At 57.7% G+C, this 19,346-nt stretch carries 22 protein-coding genes; 9 read left to right on the top strand and 13 right to left on the bottom strand.

What is annotated here, in order from left to right; translation table 11 throughout:
- Positions 1 to 375: 375 nt before the first annotated feature.
- The 5 genes from FBY01_RS15950 to grxD all read left to right on the top strand — a co-directional run bounded on the left by FBY01_RS15950 (position 376) and on the right by grxD (position 4,030).
- A complete protein-coding gene (locus FBY01_RS15950) occupies positions 376 to 582 on the top strand; it encodes a hypothetical protein (protein WP_010457690.1) in 207 nt (68 codons plus the stop codon).
- Entirely contained in the window at positions 563 to 898 is a 336-nt protein-coding gene (locus FBY01_RS15955; protein WP_138739082.1) for a hypothetical protein, read from the top strand. The genes FBY01_RS15950 and FBY01_RS15955 overlap by 20 nt, the downstream gene beginning before the upstream one ends.
- Before the next feature lie 156 nt (positions 899 to 1,054).
- Entirely contained in the window at positions 1,055 to 1,348 is a 294-nt protein-coding gene (locus FBY01_RS15960) for a hypothetical protein (RefSeq protein ID WP_010457688.1), read from the top strand.
- Positions 1,349 to 1,482: 134 nt separating this feature from the next.
- Complete coding sequence (locus FBY01_RS15965; RefSeq protein ID WP_145308535.1) at positions 1,483 to 3,591, top strand: molybdopterin oxidoreductase family protein; 2,109 nt, start codon at positions 1,483 to 1,485, stop codon at positions 3,589 to 3,591.
- Positions 3,592 to 3,688: 97 nt separating this feature from the next.
- On the top strand, positions 3,689 to 4,030 hold the full coding sequence (gene grxD, locus FBY01_RS15970; RefSeq protein WP_145308538.1) for a Grx4 family monothiol glutaredoxin: 342 nt from the start codon (positions 3,689 to 3,691) through the stop codon (positions 4,028 to 4,030).
- Between the two features lie 221 nt (positions 4,031 to 4,251).
- On the opposite strand, the gene bfr is transcribed toward grxD, so the two are convergent.
- Positions 4,252 to 4,725, bottom strand: coding sequence for a bacterioferritin (gene bfr, locus FBY01_RS15975; RefSeq protein ID WP_010457685.1), 474 nt, complete (start codon positions 4,723 to 4,725; stop codon positions 4,252 to 4,254).
- Between the two features lie 199 nt (positions 4,726 to 4,924).
- Complete coding sequence (locus FBY01_RS15980) at positions 4,925 to 5,143, bottom strand: bacterioferritin-associated ferredoxin (protein WP_007943567.1); 219 nt, start codon at positions 5,141 to 5,143, stop codon at positions 4,925 to 4,927.
- Between the two features lie 315 nt (positions 5,144 to 5,458).
- On the opposite strand from FBY01_RS15980, the gene FBY01_RS15985 reads away from it, so the two are divergent.
- Complete coding sequence (locus FBY01_RS15985) at positions 5,459 to 6,061, top strand: peroxiredoxin (RefSeq protein WP_010457682.1); 603 nt, start codon at positions 5,459 to 5,461, stop codon at positions 6,059 to 6,061.
- Between the two features lie 75 nt (positions 6,062 to 6,136).
- On the opposite strand, the gene rnt is transcribed toward FBY01_RS15985, so the two are convergent.
- Both rnt and pyrC read right to left on the bottom strand, forming a co-directional pair.
- The gene (rnt, locus tag FBY01_RS15990) at positions 6,137 to 6,814 is read right to left on the bottom strand and encodes a ribonuclease T (protein WP_008155580.1); all 678 of its coding nucleotides are present in this window, start codon (positions 6,812 to 6,814) and stop codon (positions 6,137 to 6,139) included.
- Positions 6,811 to 7,857: a dihydroorotase gene (gene pyrC, locus FBY01_RS15995; RefSeq protein ID WP_145308540.1), complete on the bottom strand. Its 1,047-nt coding sequence runs from the start codon at positions 7,855 to 7,857 to the stop codon at positions 6,811 to 6,813. The genes rnt and pyrC overlap by 4 nt, the downstream gene beginning before the upstream one ends.
- 157 nt (positions 7,858 to 8,014) lie before the next feature.
- Here pyrC and FBY01_RS16000 point away from each other — a divergent pair, with 157 nt between their 5' ends.
- Together FBY01_RS16000 and FBY01_RS16005 are read left to right on the top strand one after the other, a co-directional pair.
- On the top strand, positions 8,015 to 8,923 hold the full coding sequence (locus FBY01_RS16000; RefSeq protein WP_102594577.1) for an OmpA family protein: 909 nt from the start codon (positions 8,015 to 8,017) through the stop codon (positions 8,921 to 8,923).
- A gap of 129 nt (positions 8,924 to 9,052) precedes the next feature.
- Entirely contained in the window at positions 9,053 to 10,270 is a 1,218-nt protein-coding gene (locus FBY01_RS16005) for an argininosuccinate synthase (protein WP_007898502.1), read from the top strand.
- A 183-nt stretch (positions 10,271 to 10,453) separates the two neighbouring features.
- Here FBY01_RS16005 and FBY01_RS16010 read toward each other — a convergent pair whose 3' ends face one another.
- Positions 10,454 to 11,023: a hypothetical protein gene (locus FBY01_RS16010; protein ID WP_010457670.1), complete on the bottom strand. Its 570-nt coding sequence runs from the start codon at positions 11,021 to 11,023 to the stop codon at positions 10,454 to 10,456.
- Between the two features lie 598 nt (positions 11,024 to 11,621).
- Between FBY01_RS16010 and FBY01_RS16015 the strand changes: the two genes are divergently transcribed.
- Positions 11,622 to 12,248: a response regulator transcription factor gene (locus FBY01_RS16015; protein WP_010457667.1), complete on the top strand. Its 627-nt coding sequence runs from the start codon at positions 11,622 to 11,624 to the stop codon at positions 12,246 to 12,248.
- Positions 12,249 to 12,343: 95 nt separating this feature from the next.
- Here FBY01_RS16015 and FBY01_RS16020 read toward each other — a convergent pair whose 3' ends face one another.
- From FBY01_RS16020 to metG, 8 genes are all read right to left on the bottom strand, one after another.
- The gene (locus FBY01_RS16020) at positions 12,344 to 12,523 is read right to left on the bottom strand and encodes a PA3496 family putative envelope integrity protein (RefSeq protein WP_010457665.1); all 180 of its coding nucleotides are present in this window, start codon (positions 12,521 to 12,523) and stop codon (positions 12,344 to 12,346) included.
- A gap of 107 nt (positions 12,524 to 12,630) precedes the next feature.
- Complete coding sequence (gene nth, locus FBY01_RS16025; protein ID WP_083375850.1) at positions 12,631 to 13,269, bottom strand: endonuclease III; 639 nt, start codon at positions 13,267 to 13,269, stop codon at positions 12,631 to 12,633.
- 25 nt (positions 13,270 to 13,294) lie between these two features.
- Positions 13,295 to 13,804 carry an Rnf-Nqr domain containing protein gene (locus tag FBY01_RS16030; protein ID WP_145308542.1) on the bottom strand — a complete coding sequence of 170 codons (510 nt, stop codon included), beginning with the start codon at positions 13,802 to 13,804 and terminating at the stop codon, positions 13,295 to 13,297.
- Positions 13,797 to 14,408, bottom strand: a complete 612-nt coding sequence (locus FBY01_RS16035; RefSeq protein WP_083375852.1) for an RnfABCDGE type electron transport complex subunit G — start codon at positions 14,406 to 14,408, stop codon at positions 13,797 to 13,799. Before FBY01_RS16035 ends, FBY01_RS16030 begins: the two co-directional genes overlap by 8 nt.
- Positions 14,405 to 15,388 (bottom strand): RnfABCDGE type electron transport complex subunit D, encoded by a 984-nt coding sequence (locus tag FBY01_RS16040; protein WP_145308544.1) that lies wholly within the window; start codon positions 15,386 to 15,388, stop codon positions 14,405 to 14,407. The genes FBY01_RS16035 and FBY01_RS16040 overlap by 4 nt, the downstream gene beginning before the upstream one ends.
- Positions 15,375 to 16,391 (bottom strand): electron transport complex subunit RsxB, encoded by a 1,017-nt coding sequence (gene rsxB / locus FBY01_RS16045; RefSeq protein ID WP_083375854.1) that lies wholly within the window; start codon positions 16,389 to 16,391, stop codon positions 15,375 to 15,377. Before rsxB ends, FBY01_RS16040 begins: the two co-directional genes overlap by 14 nt.
- Positions 16,388 to 16,957 (bottom strand): electron transport complex protein RnfA, encoded by a 570-nt coding sequence (locus FBY01_RS16050; RefSeq protein WP_145308546.1) that lies wholly within the window; start codon positions 16,955 to 16,957, stop codon positions 16,388 to 16,390. The genes rsxB and FBY01_RS16050 overlap by 4 nt, the downstream gene beginning before the upstream one ends.
- A gap of 143 nt (positions 16,958 to 17,100) precedes the next feature.
- Positions 17,101 to 19,152: a methionine--tRNA ligase gene (gene metG / locus FBY01_RS16055; RefSeq protein ID WP_010457653.1), complete on the bottom strand. Its 2,052-nt coding sequence runs from the start codon at positions 19,150 to 19,152 to the stop codon at positions 17,101 to 17,103.
- Positions 19,153 to 19,346 lie beyond the last annotated feature (194 nt).

Raw genomic sequence — 19,346 nt, forward strand, 5'->3', positions numbered from 1 at the left:
GCGTAAGCCGCACGGGGCGACGAAATAGGGGGAGGCGCGATATTGACATTAAATGTCGCGTTTTTCCAATAGGAGGCTTTTTTTACGGTTTCCAACATGTTTCAAGCGATACAACGCGATCCGCGTTGCGAGTTTGTGAGCAGCATTTGTACACGGTGCCGAAGCTCGATTGCAATAACTGCCGTGATCTGGCTCGATATCCGGCGAAGAATGGAAGACCCGCTGAACAGCGCCCTCCGGGCCCCTTACAAGCTCGCGGAGTTGTTTGCTGTTACGTTTTCAGGTGCCGGGTTTCGGATTGCGCTCAGGTATTATCCGCCTCATTGCGGATTCTCGACTGCGTAAAGTCAAACACTCCCAGGGAGGGAGCGCTGTATGGCGATCAATAAACCCGGACACACTGGTCTGACGCGCCTTCGTCGTGTTTCGCCGGCCTTCGATATGGCTGTCATTTCTACGGTCATGGGCTTCGCGATTATCGCAAGCACGATTTATCCAGGCGTTCCGAGCGCAGTGGTGGGCGCCATCGTCGGCGCTTTTATCGGCGTGAAGAATTTCAGGGATGACGCGATTGCAGATTGATTCGACCCAGTTTTTGGTAGTGGGAGGATTGGTCGCAATTGGAATCTACCTGGGAGCTTCGCTACTCGCGCGATCAACGCCGGACCTGAAGCATGGAGCTGCCCTGGTGGTCGCGTGGTTCACAGTGGTGAGCGTCATTGATATCGCGTTGCAGGTCTATCAAGCCGAGCCTCATCAGCTGGGCATCCTGGCAAACCAGAAAGCTATCATCCTGATCGGGTCCGGCGTGATGCTTTGGCTGGCGGTCGGCGGAATCTGGACGGCCTTGGCCTCACCGCTCAAAAAGAAGGCGTCGAAGATTTCTCAGCCTCAGTGAGCCTGTCTGTGTGGTCGAACGCAGGTTTTGACGAGGTCGTTTCGTGTCTTGTCTGTTGTTCAAGGCGCCGGTTGTCACCGTGTTCTGGATGAAACGTTTGCTAATACAAAGTGCTGGGTTATAACTAACTCACGAGTGACGCAGGAAGCCTTCGGAATGGAATCGAAAGAACAGCTTTTAATGGACTTACTCAGCCTCACGGCCCGCTCCTTGACCCACCTCACCGCTTCCATGACGTCGATGTCCTTCGAATTGATGCGCAGTGAGGACGAAGTGACCAAAGCGGCCGGTCGACGCATGATCGATCGCATGGCAACCATTAGTACCGGGCTCGACGAACACTGGCGACTGATCGGCGAGCTCACCGGCGTACATATCGCCCAGGAACAGATCGAAACCATTCAGGAGATCCAGTTGCAGGCGCCGCCGCCCAGGTTGCCGCCGAATTGATCGTGCACGGCCATCGGCTAGCCTGATGGTCGTCGATTCACAAGACGAACGTCGCTGGCGCAGTCGCGGGTCACGCGCCATAGTTTTGTTCCCGCGGCTGATATTGCCCGCCCAGAACAAAACAGAGACTGGCCATGACCAAGACTCTCCATCACCGTGCCTGCCACCTGTGTGAAGCCATCTGCGGCCTGACCATCGAGACCTCCGAGGTCGAAGGCAATGGCGTGCAGATCACCTCAATCAAGGGTGACCCGCTGGATACGTTCAGTCGTGGGCACATCTGCCCCAAGGCGGTTGCCCTGCAAGACATCCAGAACGATCCGGATCGCCTGCGTCAGCCGATGTTGCGAGTGGGCAGCGAATGGCAGCCTATCGAGTGGCAAGACGCTTTCAGCCTGGTCGCCGAACGCCTGGCGGCGATTCAGGAGCATCACGGGCAGAATGCGGTGGCGGTTTATCAAGGCAACCCCAGCGTGCACAACTATGGCTTGATGACCCACAGCAATTATTTCCTGGGCCTGCTGAAAACCCGCAACCGGTTTTCCGCGACCTCGGTCGATCAGTTGCCTCATCACTTGACCAGCCATTTGATGTACGGCCACGGCTTGCTGCTGCCGATTCCGGACATCGACCACACCGATTTCATGTTGATCCTCGGGGGCAATCCCCTGGCCTCCAACGGCAGCATCATGACCGTGCCCGATGTGGAGAAGCGCCTGAAGGCGATTCAGGCCAGGGGCGGCAAAGTGGTGGTGGTCGATCCGCGCCGCAGCGAAACGGCAGCGATAGCCGATCAGCATCTGTTCGTGCGCCCCGGTGGCGATGCGGCGCTGTTGTTCGGGTTGCTCAATACCTTGTTCGCAGAAGGTCTGACCCGCGACAGCCATTTGCCGGTCGACGGTCTGGATGAAGTCCGTCAGGCGATCAGCACATTCACTGCCGACACGATGAGCCCCTTGTGCGCGGTGCCGGCAGAACAGATTCGTCAGTTGGCCCGGGATTTCGCGGCGGCGCCGACAGCGGTCTGCTATGGCCGGATGGGCGTCTCGACCCAGGCCTTCGGCACGCTGTGTCATTGGCTGGTGCAACTGATCAACCTGGTCACCGGCAACCTCGACCGCGTCGGCGGTGCCTTGTGCACTGAACCTGCGGTGGATCTGGTGGCTTCGACGTCGGGTGGGCATTTCAATCTGTGGCAGAGCCGGGTGTCCGGGCGTCCCGAGTACGGCGGTGAGTTGCCGGTGTCGGCCCTGGCGGAAGAGATGCTGACGGGCGGGGAAGGGCAGGTTCGTGCGCTGATCACCGTGGCCGGCAATCCGGTGCTGTCCACACCCAATGGCCGGCAACTGGAACAGGCGCTGGACGGTCTGGAGTTCATGGTCAGCATCGACCTGTACATCAATGAAACCACGCGCTATGCCGACCTGATCCTGCCGTCGACTTCGGCACTGGAAAACGATCACTACGACACCACGTTCAACATGTTCGCGGTGCGCAACGTCACCCGTTTCAACCGGGCGATCCTGGGCAAGCCCGAAGGTGCATTGCATGACTGGGAGATCTTTGTCGGCCTGGCCCAGGCTTTTGCTGCGAAGACCGGCAAGGAGCTGAAACCGACCATTGCACCGGCGCAGATGATCGATCGTGGGCTGCGGATGGGGCTTTATGGCGATGCCTCGGCGCACAGGCTTTCGTTGGCGACGCTGTTCGATCACCCGCACGGCGTCGATCTGGGCGCGCTCAAATCGAACCTGGCGCCACGCCTGAAAACCGCCAACCAGCGAGTCCAGGCCGCGCCGGCTGCGATTCTCGCTGACCTTGCCCGTTTTGCCGCGCTGCAAGCACCGGCTGCCGACGAATTGCTGATGATTGGTCGTCGCCATGTGCGCAGCAACAACTCGTGGATGCACAACTATCACCGTCTGGTGAAGGGCAAGCCGCGCCATCAATTGTTGATGCACCCGGATGACCTGGCCAGTCGTGGACTCGGTGACGGGCAGCGCGTGCGGGTCAGTTCGCGGGTCGGTGTGATCGAAGTGGAAGTGCTCGCCAGCCTGGACATGATGAAAGGCGTGGTCAGCCTTCCTCACGGTTGGGGGCATGCACGGCCCGGCGTGCAGATGACGATCGCCAGTAGTCAACCGGGCTCCAGCGCCAACGACCTGACCGATGAATGTCAGCTCGACGAGTTGTCGGGGAATGCTGCGTTGAACGGTGTTCCGGTGACAGTGGCGGCGGCCTGATTGTGTCTGTCGGGGAGACCGAGCATGGCGCTCGGGTTTCCGTTACAATGCGCCACCGTGCCGACCTCTGAGTCGGAAAGTTCAGCCGAGGTGCTCCATGGATATCATCGAAACGATTAAAGAGCAGATTGCTAACAACACCATTCTGCTTTACATGAAAGGTTCGCCGAATGCCCCGCAGTGTGGCTTCTCCGCGAAAGCCGCGCAGGCCGTGATGGCATGTGGTGAAAAGTTTGCTTACGTGGACATCCTGCAGAACCCGGAAATCCGCGCCAACCTGCCAAAATACGCCAACTGGCCAACCTTCCCGCAACTGTGGGTCGGTGGTGAGCTGGTCGGCGGTAGCGACATCATGACTGAAATGTCGGCTGATGGTTCGCTGCAGGCCACGATCAAGGCTGCCGTTGAAGCGGCTACTGCGAACAAGACCGAAGCCTGACCCTGTACCTGTAGGCGCGAAGCTTGCTCGCGAAAGCGGTACAACATTCAGCACATAAGTTGACTGGACTAGCGCTTTCGCGAGCAAGCTTCGCTCCTGCAGATGTTTCGTCCTGAAACAGGTGCAAACCTTGTTCAGGACGAGACAAAGGGCATTAAAAAGCCCCGCCTCTATAAAAGAGTGCGGGGCTTTTTATTGTCTCGAGTTTAGCGGGCGCTAACTTACTCTTCGCCCATCTGCGATTGCAGATAGTTCTCAAGACCGATTTTATCGATCAGGCCCAGTTGAGTTTCCAGCCAGTCGATGTGTTCTTCTTCGGACTCAAGGATATCTTCGAGCAATTCACGGCTACCGAAGTCACCCACGGTTTCGCAATGAGCGATGGCAACCTTGAGGTCGGCATGACCAGTTTTCTCAATACGCAGGTCGCATTCGAGCATCTCCTGGGTGTGTTCGCCGATCTGCAGCTTGCCCAGGTCCTGGACGTTCGGCAGGCCTTCGAGGAACAGGATGCGCTTGATCAGCTTGTCCGCGTGTTTCATCTCGTCGATGGATTCGTGGTATTCGTGCTTGCCGAGCTTGTTCAGACCCCAATCTTCGTACATGCGCGCATGCAGAAAATATTGATTGATCGCGACCAGCTCATTGGCAAGGATCTTGTTGAGATGCTGGATGACTGTAATGTCGCCTTTCATGATGGGGTCCTGCCCTGTATTAGCTGTCAATAAGGCGGAGTTTGAGCCGCACAACTAAGAGTGTCAAACCTAAGTTATTGAAACTTAAATGAAAATTAATCGGAATAAGAATGTTTGTGTTCCGCGTCTGGAGCGTAAGCAGTTGATTTTCAGACATAAAAAAACCGGACATCAAGTCCGGTTCTTTGGAATAGGGTAGTTACGCGGCAGTAAATTCTACAGGGAAAGGAATCGCAGCCTGGGCCGATTGCAATTTGGTCAGGGTTTCACGCACCACTTCCTTGGCAAGGCAGGCGCATTTACCGCATTGGCTGGCTACGCCAGTGGCCTGGCGGACTTCTTTGTAGCTGCAGCAACCTTCATAGATTGCATCGCGGATTTGACCGTCGGTGACGCCAGTGCAGAGGCAGACATACATAAGCTAAGAACCGTCGCTGGTGGTGACTCAGTTGCGATGGATCTTAATGTTAACGAGAATGATTGTCAAAGTGCTTTCTGAAAGCTTCGCGTTATAAGCGAGTATGACTGACGAACGGTTTTCATCCGGGCTTCTGCCATCACCTGTCGCGACGACCAATTTGACGCGCGGTTGAAAAACCGTTGAGGACAGCCCAAAAACGCCGTGTATGATGGTCGGTCCTTGCGAAGGGGGGCGTGTCACAGGGCTGTCGCCTGAGGGTGGCAGGCTGACACGAACCCAGTTCTTCACGATATATAGACCAGGAGATATTCAATGAGCGTACTCGTAGGCAAACAAGCCCCGGACTTCACCGTACCTGCCGTCCTCGGCAATGGCGAAATCGTTGACAGCTACACCTTGTCCTCGGCCATCAAAGGCAAATACGGCCTGGTGTTCTTCTACCCACTGGACTTCACCTTCGTTTGCCCGTCCGAGCTGATCGCTCTGGACAACCGCATGGCTGACTTCAAGGCGCGCAACGTTGAAGTGGTCGCGGTGTCGATCGATTCGCACTTCACCCACAACGCATGGCGCAACACCCCGGTGAACAATGGCGGTATCGGCCAGGTTCGTTACACCATGGCTGCCGACATGAAGCACGAAATCGCCAAGGCCTACGACGTTGAGTCCGAAGGCGGCGTGGCTTTCCGTGGCGCGTTCCTGATCGACGACAAAGGCGTTGTCCGTTCGCAGATCATCAACGACCTGCCGCTGGGCCGTAACATGGAAGAGCTGATCCGTCTGGTCGACGCGCTGCAATTCCACGAAGAGCACGGCGAAGTCTGCCCTGCCAACTGGAAAAAAGGCGACAAAGGCATGACTGCTTCGACCGAAGGCGTCGCGGCTTACCTGACCGAGAACGCTGCTGCGCTGTAAGGCACGTTCGAGGCATAAAAAAACCGGCCACTGAGGCCGGTTTTTTTATGGTTGGGAGAAATTCAGCGACCGGGATCAGTCGTTGAAGTCTTCCCAGCCGCCCATTTGTTTCCAGCGATTGACGATGCCGCAGAACAGCTCGGCCGTCTTCTCGGTGTCGTAGCGCGCCGAGTGAGCCTCACGACCGTCGAAGTCGATGTCCGCCGCCTGGCAAGCCTTGGCCAGTACGGTTTGACCGTAAGCCAGGCCAGCGAGGGTCGCGGTATCGAAACTGGAGAATGGGTGAAACGGGTTACGTTTCATGTCCAGGCGTGCGACAGCGGCGTTGAGGAAACCCAGGTCAAAGCTGCTGTTGTGCCCAACCAGAATTGCCCGTTTGCAGCCGTTGGCTTTCAGGGCCTTGCGGATACCACGGAAGATATCGGTCAGGGCCGTTTCTTCGCTCACCGCCATACGCAGCGGGTGATCGAGTTTGATCCCGGTGAATTCCAGCGCCGCGGCTTCAATGTTCGCGCCTTCAAAAGGTTCGACGCGGAAGAAATAGGTGTGATCGGGATACACAAAGCCTTTTTCATCCATGGCGATCGTGGTCGCGGCGATTTCCAGCAGGGCGTCAGTGGCAGAGTTGAAACCACCGGTTTCAACGTCGACAACAACTGGCAGGTACCCACGGAAGCGCTCAGCCATGGGGTGGCGCGAACCACCTCCGCCGCCTTGACCGTCCTGTTCGTCGTCGAAATGGTCTTCACTCACGCGTGTTCCTCCAGCAGGCGCCAGCGCAGTTTTTCACCGGCGCGCAGCGGGATTACGGTCAGCTCGCCAAATGGCAGGCTGGTTGGGGCGGTCCACTCATCGCGGACCAGGGTGATGCGATCGGTGTTCACCGGCAGGCCATAGAAGCGCGGGCCGTTGAGGCTGGCGAAGGCTTCAAGCTTGTCCAGCGCGTTGCGTTGTTCAAAGGCTTCGGCGTACATCTCGATCGCCGCATAAGCGGTGTAGCAACCGGCACAGCCGCAGGCCGCTTCTTTGGCGTGCTGGGCGTGAGGCGCCGAGTCGGTTCCGAGGAAGAACTTGTTGCTGCCGCTGGTGGCAGCGTCGAGCAGGGCTTCCTGGTGGGTGTTGCGCTTGAGGATCGGCAGGCAATAGAAGTGCGGCCGAATCCCGCCCACCAGCATGTGATTGCGGTTGTACAGCAGGTGATGCACGGTGATGGTCGCGCCAACGTTGGCCGAAGCCTCGTTGACGAACTGCACGGCGTCCGCGGTGGTGATGTGTTCAAACACCACTTTGAGCGTCGGGAAACGCTCGACCAGACGACGCATATGCTCATCGATGAAGATTTTTTCGCGGTCGAACACATCGACATCGCCGCGGGTGACTTCACCGTGAATCAGCAAGGGCATCCCGACGTCGGCCATGGCCTCAAGTGCAGGGAAGATCTTGTCGATACTGGTGACACCCGAGTCCGAGTTGGTGGTCGCGCCGGCCGGGTACAGCTTGGCGGCGTAAACGAAACCGCTGGCCTTGGCCTCGCGAATTTCGTCGGGCTGGGTGCGGTCGGTCAGGTACAGCACCATCAACGGTTCGAAACGACTGCCGGCCGGACGTGCAGCGAGAATCCGCTGGCGATAGCCGTCGGCTTCAGCGGCGTTACGCACCGGAGGTACCAGGTTGGGCATGATGATGGCGCGACCAAAGGTGCGCGCGACATCCGCAACGGTATTGGTCAACACAGCACCATCGCGAAGATGAATATGCCAGTCGTCGGGACGCAGCAGGGTCAGGCGGTCGGACATGAGGGGATTCCAGGCGGGTCAAACTCTGGGGAATGCTACCGGAAAAGACTCTCTCAGGCACTCGCTATCAAGTTTTGCAGGAAGCTTCCGATATCCAACAGGTATGCCGTAAATATGTGTGTCGGTCTTTTTGTTGTAGAAGCCAGTGGAGCCTCCCGTGCGCCAGCGTTATTTAGCCTTGCTCAGTGTGTTTGCCAGCCTCCCTGCGATGGCGCTCACTTTCCAGACACGTCTGGAGAGCATCGAGTGGACGGTCGAAGGTGACAAGTTCGAATGCCGCCTGACTCAACCGATTACCGATTTCGGTTCGGGTGAATTCGTGCGCCGCGCCGGCGAGCAGGCGACGTTTCGTCTGAAAGCCTACAATGCGATGATCGGTGGCGGTTCAGCAACCCTGCTGGCGGCCGCTGCGCCGTGGCAACCGGGACGTGGCGACATCAATCTGGGATCGGTGAGAATCGGCAGCGGCAACGTGTTGTTCAACAGTTCGCAAGTTCAGGCCGGGCGCCTGATCAGCGGGTTGATGGATGGCCGCAGTCCGGTCATCCGGCATTCCTCTGGTGATGGCCGCGTCTCTGAAGTGCGCCTGTTGCCGGTCAAGTTCAGCAAGGCCTTCAACGACTACCAGGGTTGCGTGGCGAAACTGCTGCCGAAGAATTTCGAGCAGGTCAAACAGTCCGAGATCGGTTTCCCGGGTGAAGGCGTTGATCTTGATTCGCAAGCCAAGGCGCAGTTGCAGGTGATGCTGGAGTTCATGAAAGCGGATCCGACGGTCAATCACATCGAACTCGACGGGCACTCCGACAACAGCGGCAATCGCCTGACCAACCGCGAGCTGTCACGCCGCCGGGCGTTGGCGGTGATGGACTATTTCAAGGCCAATGGCATCCAGGAATCGCAGATCACCCTGCGTTTCCACGGTGAGCGCTACCCTGTGGCGCCGAACACCAGCGCCGCCAACCGCGCGAAGAATCGCCGGGTCGCGGTGCGCCTGGAGCGGGTGGCACCGACCGAGAAAGTCGCGCCTCAAACCACGACGCCGGGAAGCTCTTCGGCGACATCCTGAGTTTGCTGAATTCGTCGCTCGCTCGACAGAATCTGTCGCTTCGTCGTCATAAGCTGTCGCGCCTCTGTAAATTATTCCGTATGACCGGTAGACTTCACGGCTTTCCGTAGAACCCCGTGGAGTGATGGCATGGCGGACGTAAACAAGGTCGTTCTGGCGTATTCCGGCGGCCTGGACACTTCGGTGATCCTCAAGTGGCTGCAGGATACTTATAACTGTGAAGTGGTGACCTTTACCGCTGACCTGGGTCAGGGCGAAGAGGTTGAACCTGCACGCGCCAAGGCTCAGGCCATGGGCGTGAAAGAGATCTACATCGACGATCTGCGCGAAGAATTCGTGCGCGATTTCGTTTTCCCGATGTTCCGCGCCAACACCGTTTACGAAGGCGAGTACCTGCTGGGTACTTCCATCGCTCGCCCGTTGATCGCCAAACGCCTGATCGAAATCGCCAACGAAACCGGCGCTGACGCCATTTCCCACGGCGCCACCGGCAAGGGTAACGACCAGGTTCGTTTCGAACTGGGCGCCTACGCACTGAAGCCTGGCGTGAAAGTGATCGCCCCTTGGCGCGAATGGGACCTGCTCTCCCGTGAAAAGCTGATGGATTATGCTGAAAAGCACAATATCCCGATCGAGCGCCACGGCAAGAAAAAATCCCCGTACTCGATGGATGCCAACCTGCTGCACATTTCCTATGAAGGCGGCGTGCTGGAAGACACCTGGACCGAGCACGAAGAAGACATGTGGAAATGGACCGTCTCCCCGGAGAAGGCTCCTGACAAGGCGCAGTACCTGGAACTGACCTACCGCAACGGCGACATCGTGGCACTGGACGGCGTCGAAATGACCCCGGCCACCGTGCTGGCGACCCTGAACCGTATCGGTGGCGAACACGGTATCGGCCGTCTCGACATCGTCGAGAACCGTTACGTGGGCATGAAGTCCCGTGGTTGCTACGAAACTCCTGGCGGCACCATCATGCTGCGCGCTCACCGTGCGATCGAATCGATCACTCTGGACCGCGAAGTGGCTCACCTCAAAGACGAGCTGATGCCTAAATACGCCAGCCTGATCTACACCGGTTACTGGTGGAGCCCTGAGCGTCTGATGCTGCAGCAAATGATCGATGCGTCCCAGGCACACGTGAACGGCGTTGTGCGCCTGAAGCTGTACAAGGGCAATGTGATCGTCACCGGTCGCAAGTCCGACGAATCGTTGTTCGATGCCAACATCGCGACCTTCGAAGAAGACGGCGGCGCCTATAACCAGGCCGACGCAGCGGGCTTCATCAAGCTCAACGCCTTGCGCATGCGCATTGCTGCAAACAAAGGCCGGAAGCTTTTCTGAGATCTTTGAAGCTGCAACGACGGTAATGGAAATGTGGCCTTGTCAGTGACAAGGCCACATTTCTGAAAGAGGGATTTTTCCTGCCGGGTATCATGTATCAACTTTCTTGTTGTTGTTACAAATAAGCTTTCGTCTGCTTTACTCTCCGACTGCCCGTCGCAATCGGTCTTCTGCTATTGGCGTTCAAGCCATCGTCGTCATGCCATGTGAGCTCAAATTGTAGGCAACCCAGAACGTAGTGCTGTTGCGTTTCTTTGTTTGTTTCGAATGCTTGTGTGCGCCTTCCTTCAGTAACGCCTCTGAATCAGTACAGGTTAGGAACACGATCACGCGCGCAGGGTTTTCCTGTGGTTGCTGGATCTTTTCCATCAAAGTGTTGAAGTCCATTTTGTTGCTCATCCATCGTGCATCGACGATGTGCAGATCCTTTAGCAACACCGATGAGCGTAAGGGGTGCTCAATCAAATGCTCGGGTGTATTGACTTGCGCGTGATCGGCATCGGTCATGGCCTTGATGAAATGCTTGCCTTTCTCAAAATCAGAGGGCGCGTAAAGCGATCGATAGTTGAAGTTGAGTGTGGCGAAGAATAGGAAGAGCAAATAAAAGGGAAAGCTGATAAGGAACCAGATATAGATCTCTCGTTCCTTATTGTCGAGAAATGGAAGAGAGATAGCAGCCGAAGTTTCAGACAGTGTTGCAAATATTGCAATGATTGTCATGGGGTTGGAAATTCTTATTTTGAGTTTGTTCATGTTGTTTGCTCATGGAAGATTGTCTGTTCTCGATCAATTTATGGAGAGGTTTCGGGTGTTGGTAAGTTGTCGGAGTCGGGAAGGCGGTCTGCTGTTTTGGGGGTGTCCTTTTAGTGGGTTTGTTAACGGGAGTCATAGTAGCTGTATTATTTGCGCCTCGGGTATTTTTGTTATTGTTGTTTTGGTAAGTGTGGCGTTTATTGCTGTTTCTGAAGTGTTGCCTGGTGTAAGGGTTGTTGTAAGTTGATTAGTGGTCACGTCTTGATTTTTAACGAGCGAGTGTGAATGTTCGCCTGAAAATATCGGTTGTTTTTTAGCGTAGCTCAATCGTCAGCGTCTGTCGGATCCTTCGGTCAACCTCTGGTTTCTTTGATTTCCTGATGTAAATCGATACAAAAACAATTTTGAAAGCACCGTGCCGCCGGGGCGATAAAATTTAAGACACACAGTATTCGTCTGATTTTTGTAAGACATGTCCTGCTTGTTTGTAGGGAATGTCTTTCGCTGCGGGTGGCCGAGGGGGGCGGCATGCCACGGATGAAACGACTAGGCTATTGTGCGGGCTCTAAAAATTCGAACAGCGAAATTGGACTTGCCCATGAATAAAGTGCTGATCGTGGATGATCACCCCGTCATTCGTCTTGCGGTACGTATGCTGATGGAACGTCATGGCTACGAAGTCATTGCAGAAACAGATAACGGTGTGGATGCGTTACAACTTGCCCGCGAACTTATGCCGGATATTGTCATTCTGGATATTGGGATACCGAAGCTGGACGGGCTGGAAGTCATTGCGCGTCTGACCACAACAGCGATGCCTCTTAAAGTGCTGATCCTGACCTCTCAGGCCCCCGGACATTTTTCCATGCGTTGCATGCAGTCGGGGGCCGCGGGGTATGTCTGCAAACAACAGGATCTCACTGAATTGCTCAGTGCGATAAAGGCCGTGCTTTCGGGCTACAGCTACTTTCCGAATCAAGCGCTGCATACCGTTCGCTCCAGTCTCGGGAATGCCAGTGAAGCCGATATGGTGGATCGTCTATCCGGGCGCGAAATGATGGTGTTGCAACAGTTGGCTCGAGGAAAGACAAACAAGGAGATTGCCGATGGCATGTTCCTCAGCAATAAAACGGTCAGTACTTACAAGACACGCCTGTTGTTGAAGCTCAATGCTCGCTCATTGGTTGATCTGATCGAACTCGCTCAACGTAATGGACTGGTATGAGCGCACTGGCGATTGACGAGGCGTGATGAAAGGGCGTTCATCGGGGGGCGGGCAGCACCCAGTAAAAAGCCTCCGTTTCGGGAGGCTTTCAGGTGTCAAAGGTCAAAATCGTAATCGGCCAACTGCTTTTGCAGTCGACGCTCCTCCAGCAGATTGTCAATGGTGCGGCGTTTGCTCAGGTTGGTCTTCGCCACTTCAACCACCGGTTCAGCGTCATCGGTCTCAACAGGTGTGAAGTCGTCTTCTACGTCCAATTGCTCTTTGCCAGTGCTCATAAGGTTAACTCCAGGCTAAGACTGCCTTTGGCGCTCCTTATATCGACAAACTCCCGGCGGGTAAAAAAGATTTTTTCAATCGATGAATCAATAAAACTAATACTGCCTCAATCGTCCGAGGTCTTTTGCTTGTATTCGCACAGGTCTTCGATCCGGCAGCTCCCGCAACGAGGCTTGCGGGCCAGGCAAACGTAGCGTCCATGAAGGATCAGCCAATGGTGTGAATCGAGCAGGTATTGCTTGGGGACAAACTTCATCAGCTTCATCTCCACCTCGACCACGTTTTTGCCCGGAGCAATGCCCGTGCGGTTGCTGACTCGGAAAATGTGGGTATCCACGGCCATAGTCAGTTGCCGGAAAGCGGTATTGAGCACCACGTTGGCGGTCTTGCGGCCGACGCCGGGCAGCGCCTCCAGTTCCTCTCGGGTTTGCGGAACCTCGCCGCCATGGCGCTCAACCAGCAAACGACAGGTTTCGATCACGTTTTTCGCTTTGCTGTTGAACAGGCCGATGGTCTTGATGTATTCCGACAGCCCTTCGACGCCCAAGGCATAGATCGCCGCCGGCGTGTTGGCCACCGGATAGAGTCTGGCGGTGGCCTTGTTCACACCAACATCGGTCGACTGGGCGGACAGAATGACCGCAATCAGCAATTCGAACGGCGAGGAATAGGCCAGTTCGGTCTTCGGTTCCGGGTTGTCTTCGTGAAACCTGCGGAAAATTTCCAGACGTTTTGCGGCATTCATGGACAGTGCGTTTCCTCGATGTCGGTCAGTGTGAGGGAGTCGGTCGGTGCCAGGCCTGCCAGGCGGCGATCAGCAGTCCCAAGAGAATGAATCCGCCAGGGACCAGCGTGGCCAGGTGCAGACCGCCGTTACCGATAACCTCGCGCAGCAGGCCTAGCCCCACCAATAGCGCGCCAAACAGGCCACACAAACGCAGGCGATCAAGCCGCGGTTCCTGGAAAAAACCATTGTGCTCCAGCACCACACATTGCAAGGCGATCAATCCTGCATAGATCCCCGCGTGCTGATGCCATTGAAGTGACGCGACCTGCGCGGCCAGTTCCGCGCAACTGGTCAACGTGGCGGCCAACAGGATGCTGGCAAGCAAGCGGGTGGACGGGATCAGCCGTGATCGCAAGGCGGCCATGCTGAGGTCATATGCATTGATCACTACGAAGAACATCAGCCACAGGCCGAGAGCGGTCGGCCAGGCCTGCGTAGCTCCGATCAGAGGCGCAAGCATCAGAGAGTTGCGCAGTGTCGATGTCTTATTCATGCGCACTGCTCCCGATTAGCTGTTGCGGGTGTTCGTCGAAGAAACGCAACGCGTCATGAACGGCGCTGATTACCGCCCGTGAAGTAATGGTCGCGCCCGCTATCTGATCGAATTGACCCTGGTCTTTTCTCAAGGCCCAGCCGGTGTCGCCGGGGGCGTTTCGCGACTTGCCAGTAAACACCTGAAGCCAGGTATTGGGCCAGTCGGCGATCTTGCCGCCCAGGGCTGGGGTTTCCGATTGCTTGAGGGTCTTGACCCCCAGCAACTTGCCGCTGGCGCCGATGGCGATCAGCAGCTCGATGGAGCCCTCGTAGCCCAAGGTCTGGCTGCGCAGCAACACCGCGCTCGGTTGGCTGGCCTTGGTCGCCAAATAGCCGCCCAGCAGCGTGCTGTTGGACAGCCGGATGTTTTCGAGGGCGAGTGGCTGGTCCAACGGCTGATTGTCGTAGCTGTCTGGCGGTAGCAGGTCCAGCAGGTTGCGGCTGTCGATCAAGCGCTGTTGCGCACTGATGCGCGGTTCGCTAGCGTGCTGCACGACGTACGTCACGCCAATTCCCAACCCGGCCAGCAGCACCAGCATCACAACGCTCGTCGCTCGGTTCATGGGGCCATCTGCTCCTGCCTGGACGCGACTAACCGCTCCAGCGCCGGGACGCCAAGGTTCATCAACAACACGGCAAACGCTACACCGTCGGGGTATCCGCCCCAAGTACGAATCAGGTAGGTGAGTAATCCCACGCCGGCACCGAACAACAATCGGGCACCGGGGCTCTTCGCGCCGGACACCGGCTCGGTGGCAATAAAAAACGCGCCCAGCATGGTCGCGCCGGTGAGCAGGTGAAACAGCGGCGAGCCATGGGAGTCGGAGCCCGAACCGTTCCAGCACAACAGGCTGATGATGAACAGACTGGCAAGCATGCCGACCGGTGCATGCCAGGTGAACACCCGCCGTTGCAGAAGAAACGCGCCGCCAGCGAGAAAGGCCAGGTTGACCCATTCCACACCGCGTCCGCCGAAATGGCCGAACGCCGGATTGCTCGCGAAGAGTTCATCCATGGTCAGGCTTTTGTTGATTCGCAGGCTGTCCAGCGCCGTGGCCTGGGCCCAGGCATCTGGCGCCTGACCGAAGCCGAAGACCTGTTGCAAGCCACCGAGCAGACTCATGCCGTGGGCCGATGGCCAGAGGGTCATCTGTTGGGGAAAGGTCACCAGCACCAGGGCAAAACCAAGCATCGCCGGGTTGAACGGATTTTTGCCAACCCCGCCATAAAGGTGTTTACCGAGCAGGGCGAATGCCGCCGCACTGACCGTCAGCCACCACGGGCAATAAGGCGGCAAGGCCAAGGCCAGCAACGTCGCGCTGACGAGCGCGCTGCCGTCGCTCAGCGTTGGCTTGATCGATTGCTTGCGCAGGTGCAGCACCGCAGCTTCAACCGTCAATGCGGTAATAGCCGTCAAAATCAGGTTGATCAACACGCCCCAGCCATACAACCAGAACAACGCCAGCATGCCCGGCACCGTGGCCAGCAACACCCACTTCATGGCCTGCTGAAGGCGTTCGTCCACCGATTCAAGGGGCGACATAGGCATCCACCTGACGCTCGGCGTCCATCACAGCGCGTTCCAGCGCTGCAATCTGTTCAGCTGCGGCTTCGCCGGTTCGCGCCTTGTTGAGTTCGGCGCGGCGCATGGCCAGCTGGATCTTCGCCCGTTTCAGCTCGGCATCCTTCGCTGGCGCGGCGGGTGCCGGTGCGGGGATGGGCGGCGCGCTGCTTTCCAGCTTGGCCAAGGCTTGCTCTGCCATCTCGAATTGCTGTTGCAGCACGATCAATTGCGACTGCTGCTCGAAGGTCGGCGGATGCCCGAACGCCTTGAGCGACTTGTTCAGTTGCGCACGACTCATCGCCAGGTCGATCTTGGCTTTTTTCAACGCCGCATCGGCGTTTGCCGCTTTCTGCGCACGCACCCGCTCAAGCGCAGCCTGAACCGGGTCGAGCGTCGGCACTTCGTTTTGCGGCGTGGCGCGTTGAGCGCGGGCCTGACGTTCGGCGAGTTTCTGCTCTTCCTCGCGGCGCAAACGGGCGTTGCGCTGTTCGAAGCGACGCCGCGCATGATTGCGTTTGGCGGTGCGCGCCCGTTGTTCCTCAAGGCTGAACGCCAGGCCACCAACAATCGGCAGCACCGTGGCCAAGGGCAGTGGCCGCATTTCGATGCAATCCACCGGGCACGGCGCGACACACAGGTCGCAACCGGTGCATTCGTCGATGATCACCGTGTGCATCAATTTGGCAGCACCGACGATGGCATCCACCGGACACGCCTGGATGCATTTGGTGCAACCGATGCATTCGGCTTCGCGGATGTAAGCGATCTGCGCCGGTGCCGAGCCGCGGCTGACGTCCAGTTCCAGCACCGGCACTTGCAGCAACTCGGCCAGCGCCGAGATGGTTTCGCTGCCCCCTGGCGGGCACTTGTTGATCGGCTCGCCGCTGGCGATGCCTTCGGCGTAAGGCTTGCATCCGGGGTGGCCGCACTTGCCGCATTGGGTCTGCGGCAAGAGGGCGTCGATGCGTTGAATCAGACTCATGTTTTGATCAGCCCGCTGAATCCGAGAAAAGCCACTGCGATCAGTCCGGCGCCGATCAGCTCGATCGGCAGGCCGCGAAAGGGCAGGGGAATATCATTTTCGATTGTGCGCTGGCGCAAGTCACTGAACAGGCTGAGCACCAGCCAGAACCCCAGTCCTGCACCGAGGCACAGGGCGGTGGCGTGGAAGAATCCTTTGTCGTCCTGAGCGTTGAGCAATGCCAGCCCCAGCACACCCGCGTTGCCCAGCAGCAACGGCCAGAGGCCATCAAACGCAAGCTTTGGAAGTAACCGGGAAAGCGCTTTCAGCAGCGGGCCGATCAGCAATACGCTCAAGGGCAGGAACACGAAAAGACGCAGCGAAGCCAGTTCCAGCGGCACCAGCAGCCAGTGATAAGCCGGGTAGCCCAGTATGCCGACCATCAGCATCAGACACGTCGTCGCAATACCCAATGCATGAACCTGATCGCGCTCGCTGCCCAGCAGCGGATCGACGCCCAGCGGCCAGTGCAACACGAGGTTGTTGATCAGGGCGGCACTGATAAGCGTAAGCAGCATCTCGGTCATGATTGTGCCGGTAGAAAGAGGGCTTTTTAACAGAGCGTTCTAAAAAGCTTAGGCATTATCCGGGAAGGACGGAGGGTGGGGCCTGATATGAAAATCCCACAGTCGCGCCAGGCACGACTGTGGGATCGATTTAGCGCAGAAACTTACTTGATGCGCTGGCCCGGCTTGGCACCGCTGTCGGGGCTGAGCAGGTAGATTTCTTCTCCACCAGGGCCGGCCGCCATCACCATGCCTTCGGAGATGCCGAACTTCATTTTCCGCGGCTTGAGGTTGGCGATCATCATGGTCAGACGGCCATTGAGCTTGGACGGATCCGGGTAAGCGCTCTTGATCCCGGAGAACACGTTGCGTTGCTCGTCACCGATGTCGAGTGTCAGGCGCAGCAGCTTGTCGGCCCCTTCCACGTGTTCAGCCTTGACGATCAAGGCGACGCGCAGGTCGATCGCGGCGAAGGCGTCGAAATCGATTTCGGGCGACAGCGGATCCTTGGCCAGTTCGCCATTGCCGGCCGGCGCGGCATTGCCGGTGTCGGTTGCGCTGGCGGTCAGGTCTTCTTTCGATGCATCGCTCATGGCTTGGACTTTTACCGGGTCGATACGGGTCATCAACGGCTTGAACTCGTTCAGTTGATGGTTGCTGAGCAAGGTCGCGTGGTCATTCCAGGTCAGCGGCGCGACGTTGAGGAACGCCTCGGCGTCGGCGGCCAGCAACGGCAGCACCGGTTTGAGGAAGATCACCAGTTGGCGGAACAGGTTCACGCCCAGGGCGCAGATGGCCTGGACTTCGTCCTGCTTGCCTTCCTGTTTGTTCAGCGACCACGGTGCCTTGTCGGCGATCCAGGCGTTGGCACGGTCGGCCAGGCCCATGATCTCGCGCATGGCACGGGCGAAGTCGCGCGCCTCGTAGGCCTCGGCAATGCTTGGCGCTGCGGCCAGAAACGCTTCGGTCAGTTCCGGTGCGGCGTTGCCGGCCACCAGCACACCGCCGTTGCCCTTGTGGATAAACCCGGCGCAACGGCTGGCGATGTTGACGACTTTGCCGACCAGATCGGAGTTGACCTTCTGCACGAAGTCTTCGAGGTTCAGGTCCAGGTCATCGACGCCACGGCTCAGCTTCGCCGCGTAGTAGTAGCGCAGGTATTCCGGCGACAGGTGGTCCAGGTAAGTCCGGGCTTTGATAAAAGTGCCGCGGGACTTGGACATTTTCTGACCGTTGACGGTCAGGTAGCCGTGCACGTTGATGCCGGTCGGCTTGCGGAAACCGGCGCCTTCGAGCATCGCTGGCCAGAACAGGGCGTGGAAGTTGACGATGTCCTTGCCGATGAAGTGGTACAGCTCGGCGGTGGAGTCCTTACCCCAGAACGCGTCGAAATCCAGTTCCGGACGGCGGGCGCAGAGGTTCTTGAAGCTGGCCATATAGCCGATCGGCGCGTCCAGCCAGACGTAGAAGTATTTGCCTGGCTCGTCGGGGATCTCGAAGCCGAAGTACGGCGCATCGCGGGAGATGTCCCACTGTTGCAGGCCGGCATCCAGCCATTCGGCGATCTTGTTCGCCACGGCTTCTTGCAGGGTGCCGCTGCGGGTCCAGGCTTGCAGCATTTCCTGGAAGTCCGGCAGCTTGAAGAAGAAGTGCTGGGAATCCTTGAGCACCGGAGTGGCACCAGAGATCGCCGACTTCGGATCCTTCAGGTCGGTGGGTGCGTAGGTTGCACCGCATTTTTCGCAGTTGTCGCCGTACTGGTCTTCAGTGCCGCATTTCGGGCAGGTGCCCTTGATGAAGCGGTCGGCCAGGAACATTTTCTTTTCCGGGTCGAAGTACTGAGTGATCGAGCGCTGGGCGATGTGCCCGGCGTCGCGCAGCTTCAGGTAGATCTGGCTCGACAGCTCACGGTTTTCTTCGGCGTGAGTGGAGTGGAAGTTGTCGAAATCCACCAGGAACTCGGCAAAGTCGGCGCTGTGTTCAGCCTGGACGTTGGCGATCAGTTGTTCCGGGGTGATGCCTTCCTTTTCCGCGCGCAGCATGATGGCCGAACCATGGGCGTCGTCGGCGCAGACATAAATGCATTGGTTGCCGCGGTGCTTCTGGAAGCGCACCCACATATCGGTCTGGATGTATTCCAGCATGTGGCCAAGATGGATCGAACCATTGGCATAGGGCAGGGCGCTGGTGACGAGGATCTTGCGTGGCTCGGACATGGGGCTCGGCTACTTGATGAAACGGAGGTCGGCCACTATAAAGCGCTGGCGCATATTTTTCACCCCGTCAGCCTGTTTCCGGTTGCATCGAATGCCCAAACCTATGCACCGGCAGTATGAGCGTGAAAATGCTTCTGTGGCGAGGGAGCTTGCTCCCGCTGGGTGGCGAAGCCGCCCCAAACCCTCCAACCCGT

It is taken from the genome of Pseudomonas sp. SJZ077, assembly GCF_007993905.1.
GTDB classification, from domain to species: Bacteria; Pseudomonadota; Gammaproteobacteria; order Pseudomonadales; family Pseudomonadaceae; genus Aquipseudomonas; species Aquipseudomonas mandelii.

Coding starts and splice junctions, on each gene's coding strand:
- nth (WP_083375850.1), bottom strand. CDS start 13,269: ATGAATGCCGCAAAACGTCTGGAAATTTTCCGCAGGTTTCACGAAGAC.
- FBY01_RS16050 (WP_145308546.1), bottom strand. CDS start 16,957: ATGACCGAGATGCTGCTTACGCTTATCAGTGCCGCCCTGATCAACAAC.
- FBY01_RS16030 (WP_145308542.1), bottom strand. CDS start 13,804: ATGAATAAGACATCGACACTGCGCAACTCTCTGATGCTTGCGCCTCTG.
- FBY01_RS16040 (WP_145308544.1), bottom strand. CDS start 15,388: ATGTCGCCCCTTGAATCGGTGGACGAACGCCTTCAGCAGGCCATGAAG.
- FBY01_RS16010 (WP_010457670.1), bottom strand. CDS start 11,023: ATGAACAAACTCAAAATAAGAATTTCCAACCCCATGACAATCATTGCA.
- rsxB (WP_083375854.1), bottom strand. CDS start 16,391: ATGAGTCTGATTCAACGCATCGACGCCCTCTTGCCGCAGACCCAATGC.
- grxD (WP_145308538.1), top strand. CDS start 3,689: ATGGATATCATCGAAACGATTAAAGAGCAGATTGCTAACAACACCATT.
- FBY01_RS16005 (WP_007898502.1), top strand. CDS start 9,053: ATGGCGGACGTAAACAAGGTCGTTCTGGCGTATTCCGGCGGCCTGGAC.
- pyrC (WP_145308540.1), bottom strand. CDS start 7,857: ATGTCCGACCGCCTGACCCTGCTGCGTCCCGACGACTGGCATATTCAT.
- FBY01_RS15950 (WP_010457690.1), top strand. CDS start 376: ATGGCGATCAATAAACCCGGACACACTGGTCTGACGCGCCTTCGTCGT.
- FBY01_RS15965 (WP_145308535.1), top strand. CDS start 1,483: ATGACCAAGACTCTCCATCACCGTGCCTGCCACCTGTGTGAAGCCATC.
- bfr (WP_010457685.1), bottom strand. CDS start 4,725: ATGAAAGGCGACATTACAGTCATCCAGCATCTCAACAAGATCCTTGCC.
- FBY01_RS15955 (WP_138739082.1), top strand. CDS start 563: ATGACGCGATTGCAGATTGATTCGACCCAGTTTTTGGTAGTGGGAGGA.
- FBY01_RS16015 (WP_010457667.1), top strand. CDS start 11,622: ATGAATAAAGTGCTGATCGTGGATGATCACCCCGTCATTCGTCTTGCG.
- FBY01_RS15980 (WP_007943567.1), bottom strand. CDS start 5,143: ATGTATGTCTGCCTCTGCACTGGCGTCACCGACGGTCAAATCCGCGAT.
- FBY01_RS15985 (WP_010457682.1), top strand. CDS start 5,459: ATGAGCGTACTCGTAGGCAAACAAGCCCCGGACTTCACCGTACCTGCC.
- FBY01_RS16035 (WP_083375852.1), bottom strand. CDS start 14,408: ATGAACCGAGCGACGAGCGTTGTGATGCTGGTGCTGCTGGCCGGGTTG.
- FBY01_RS16020 (WP_010457665.1), bottom strand. CDS start 12,523: ATGAGCACTGGCAAAGAGCAATTGGACGTAGAAGACGACTTCACACCT.
- metG (WP_010457653.1), bottom strand. CDS start 19,152: ATGTCCGAGCCACGCAAGATCCTCGTCACCAGCGCCCTGCCCTATGCC.
- FBY01_RS15960 (WP_010457688.1), top strand. CDS start 1,055: ATGGAATCGAAAGAACAGCTTTTAATGGACTTACTCAGCCTCACGGCC.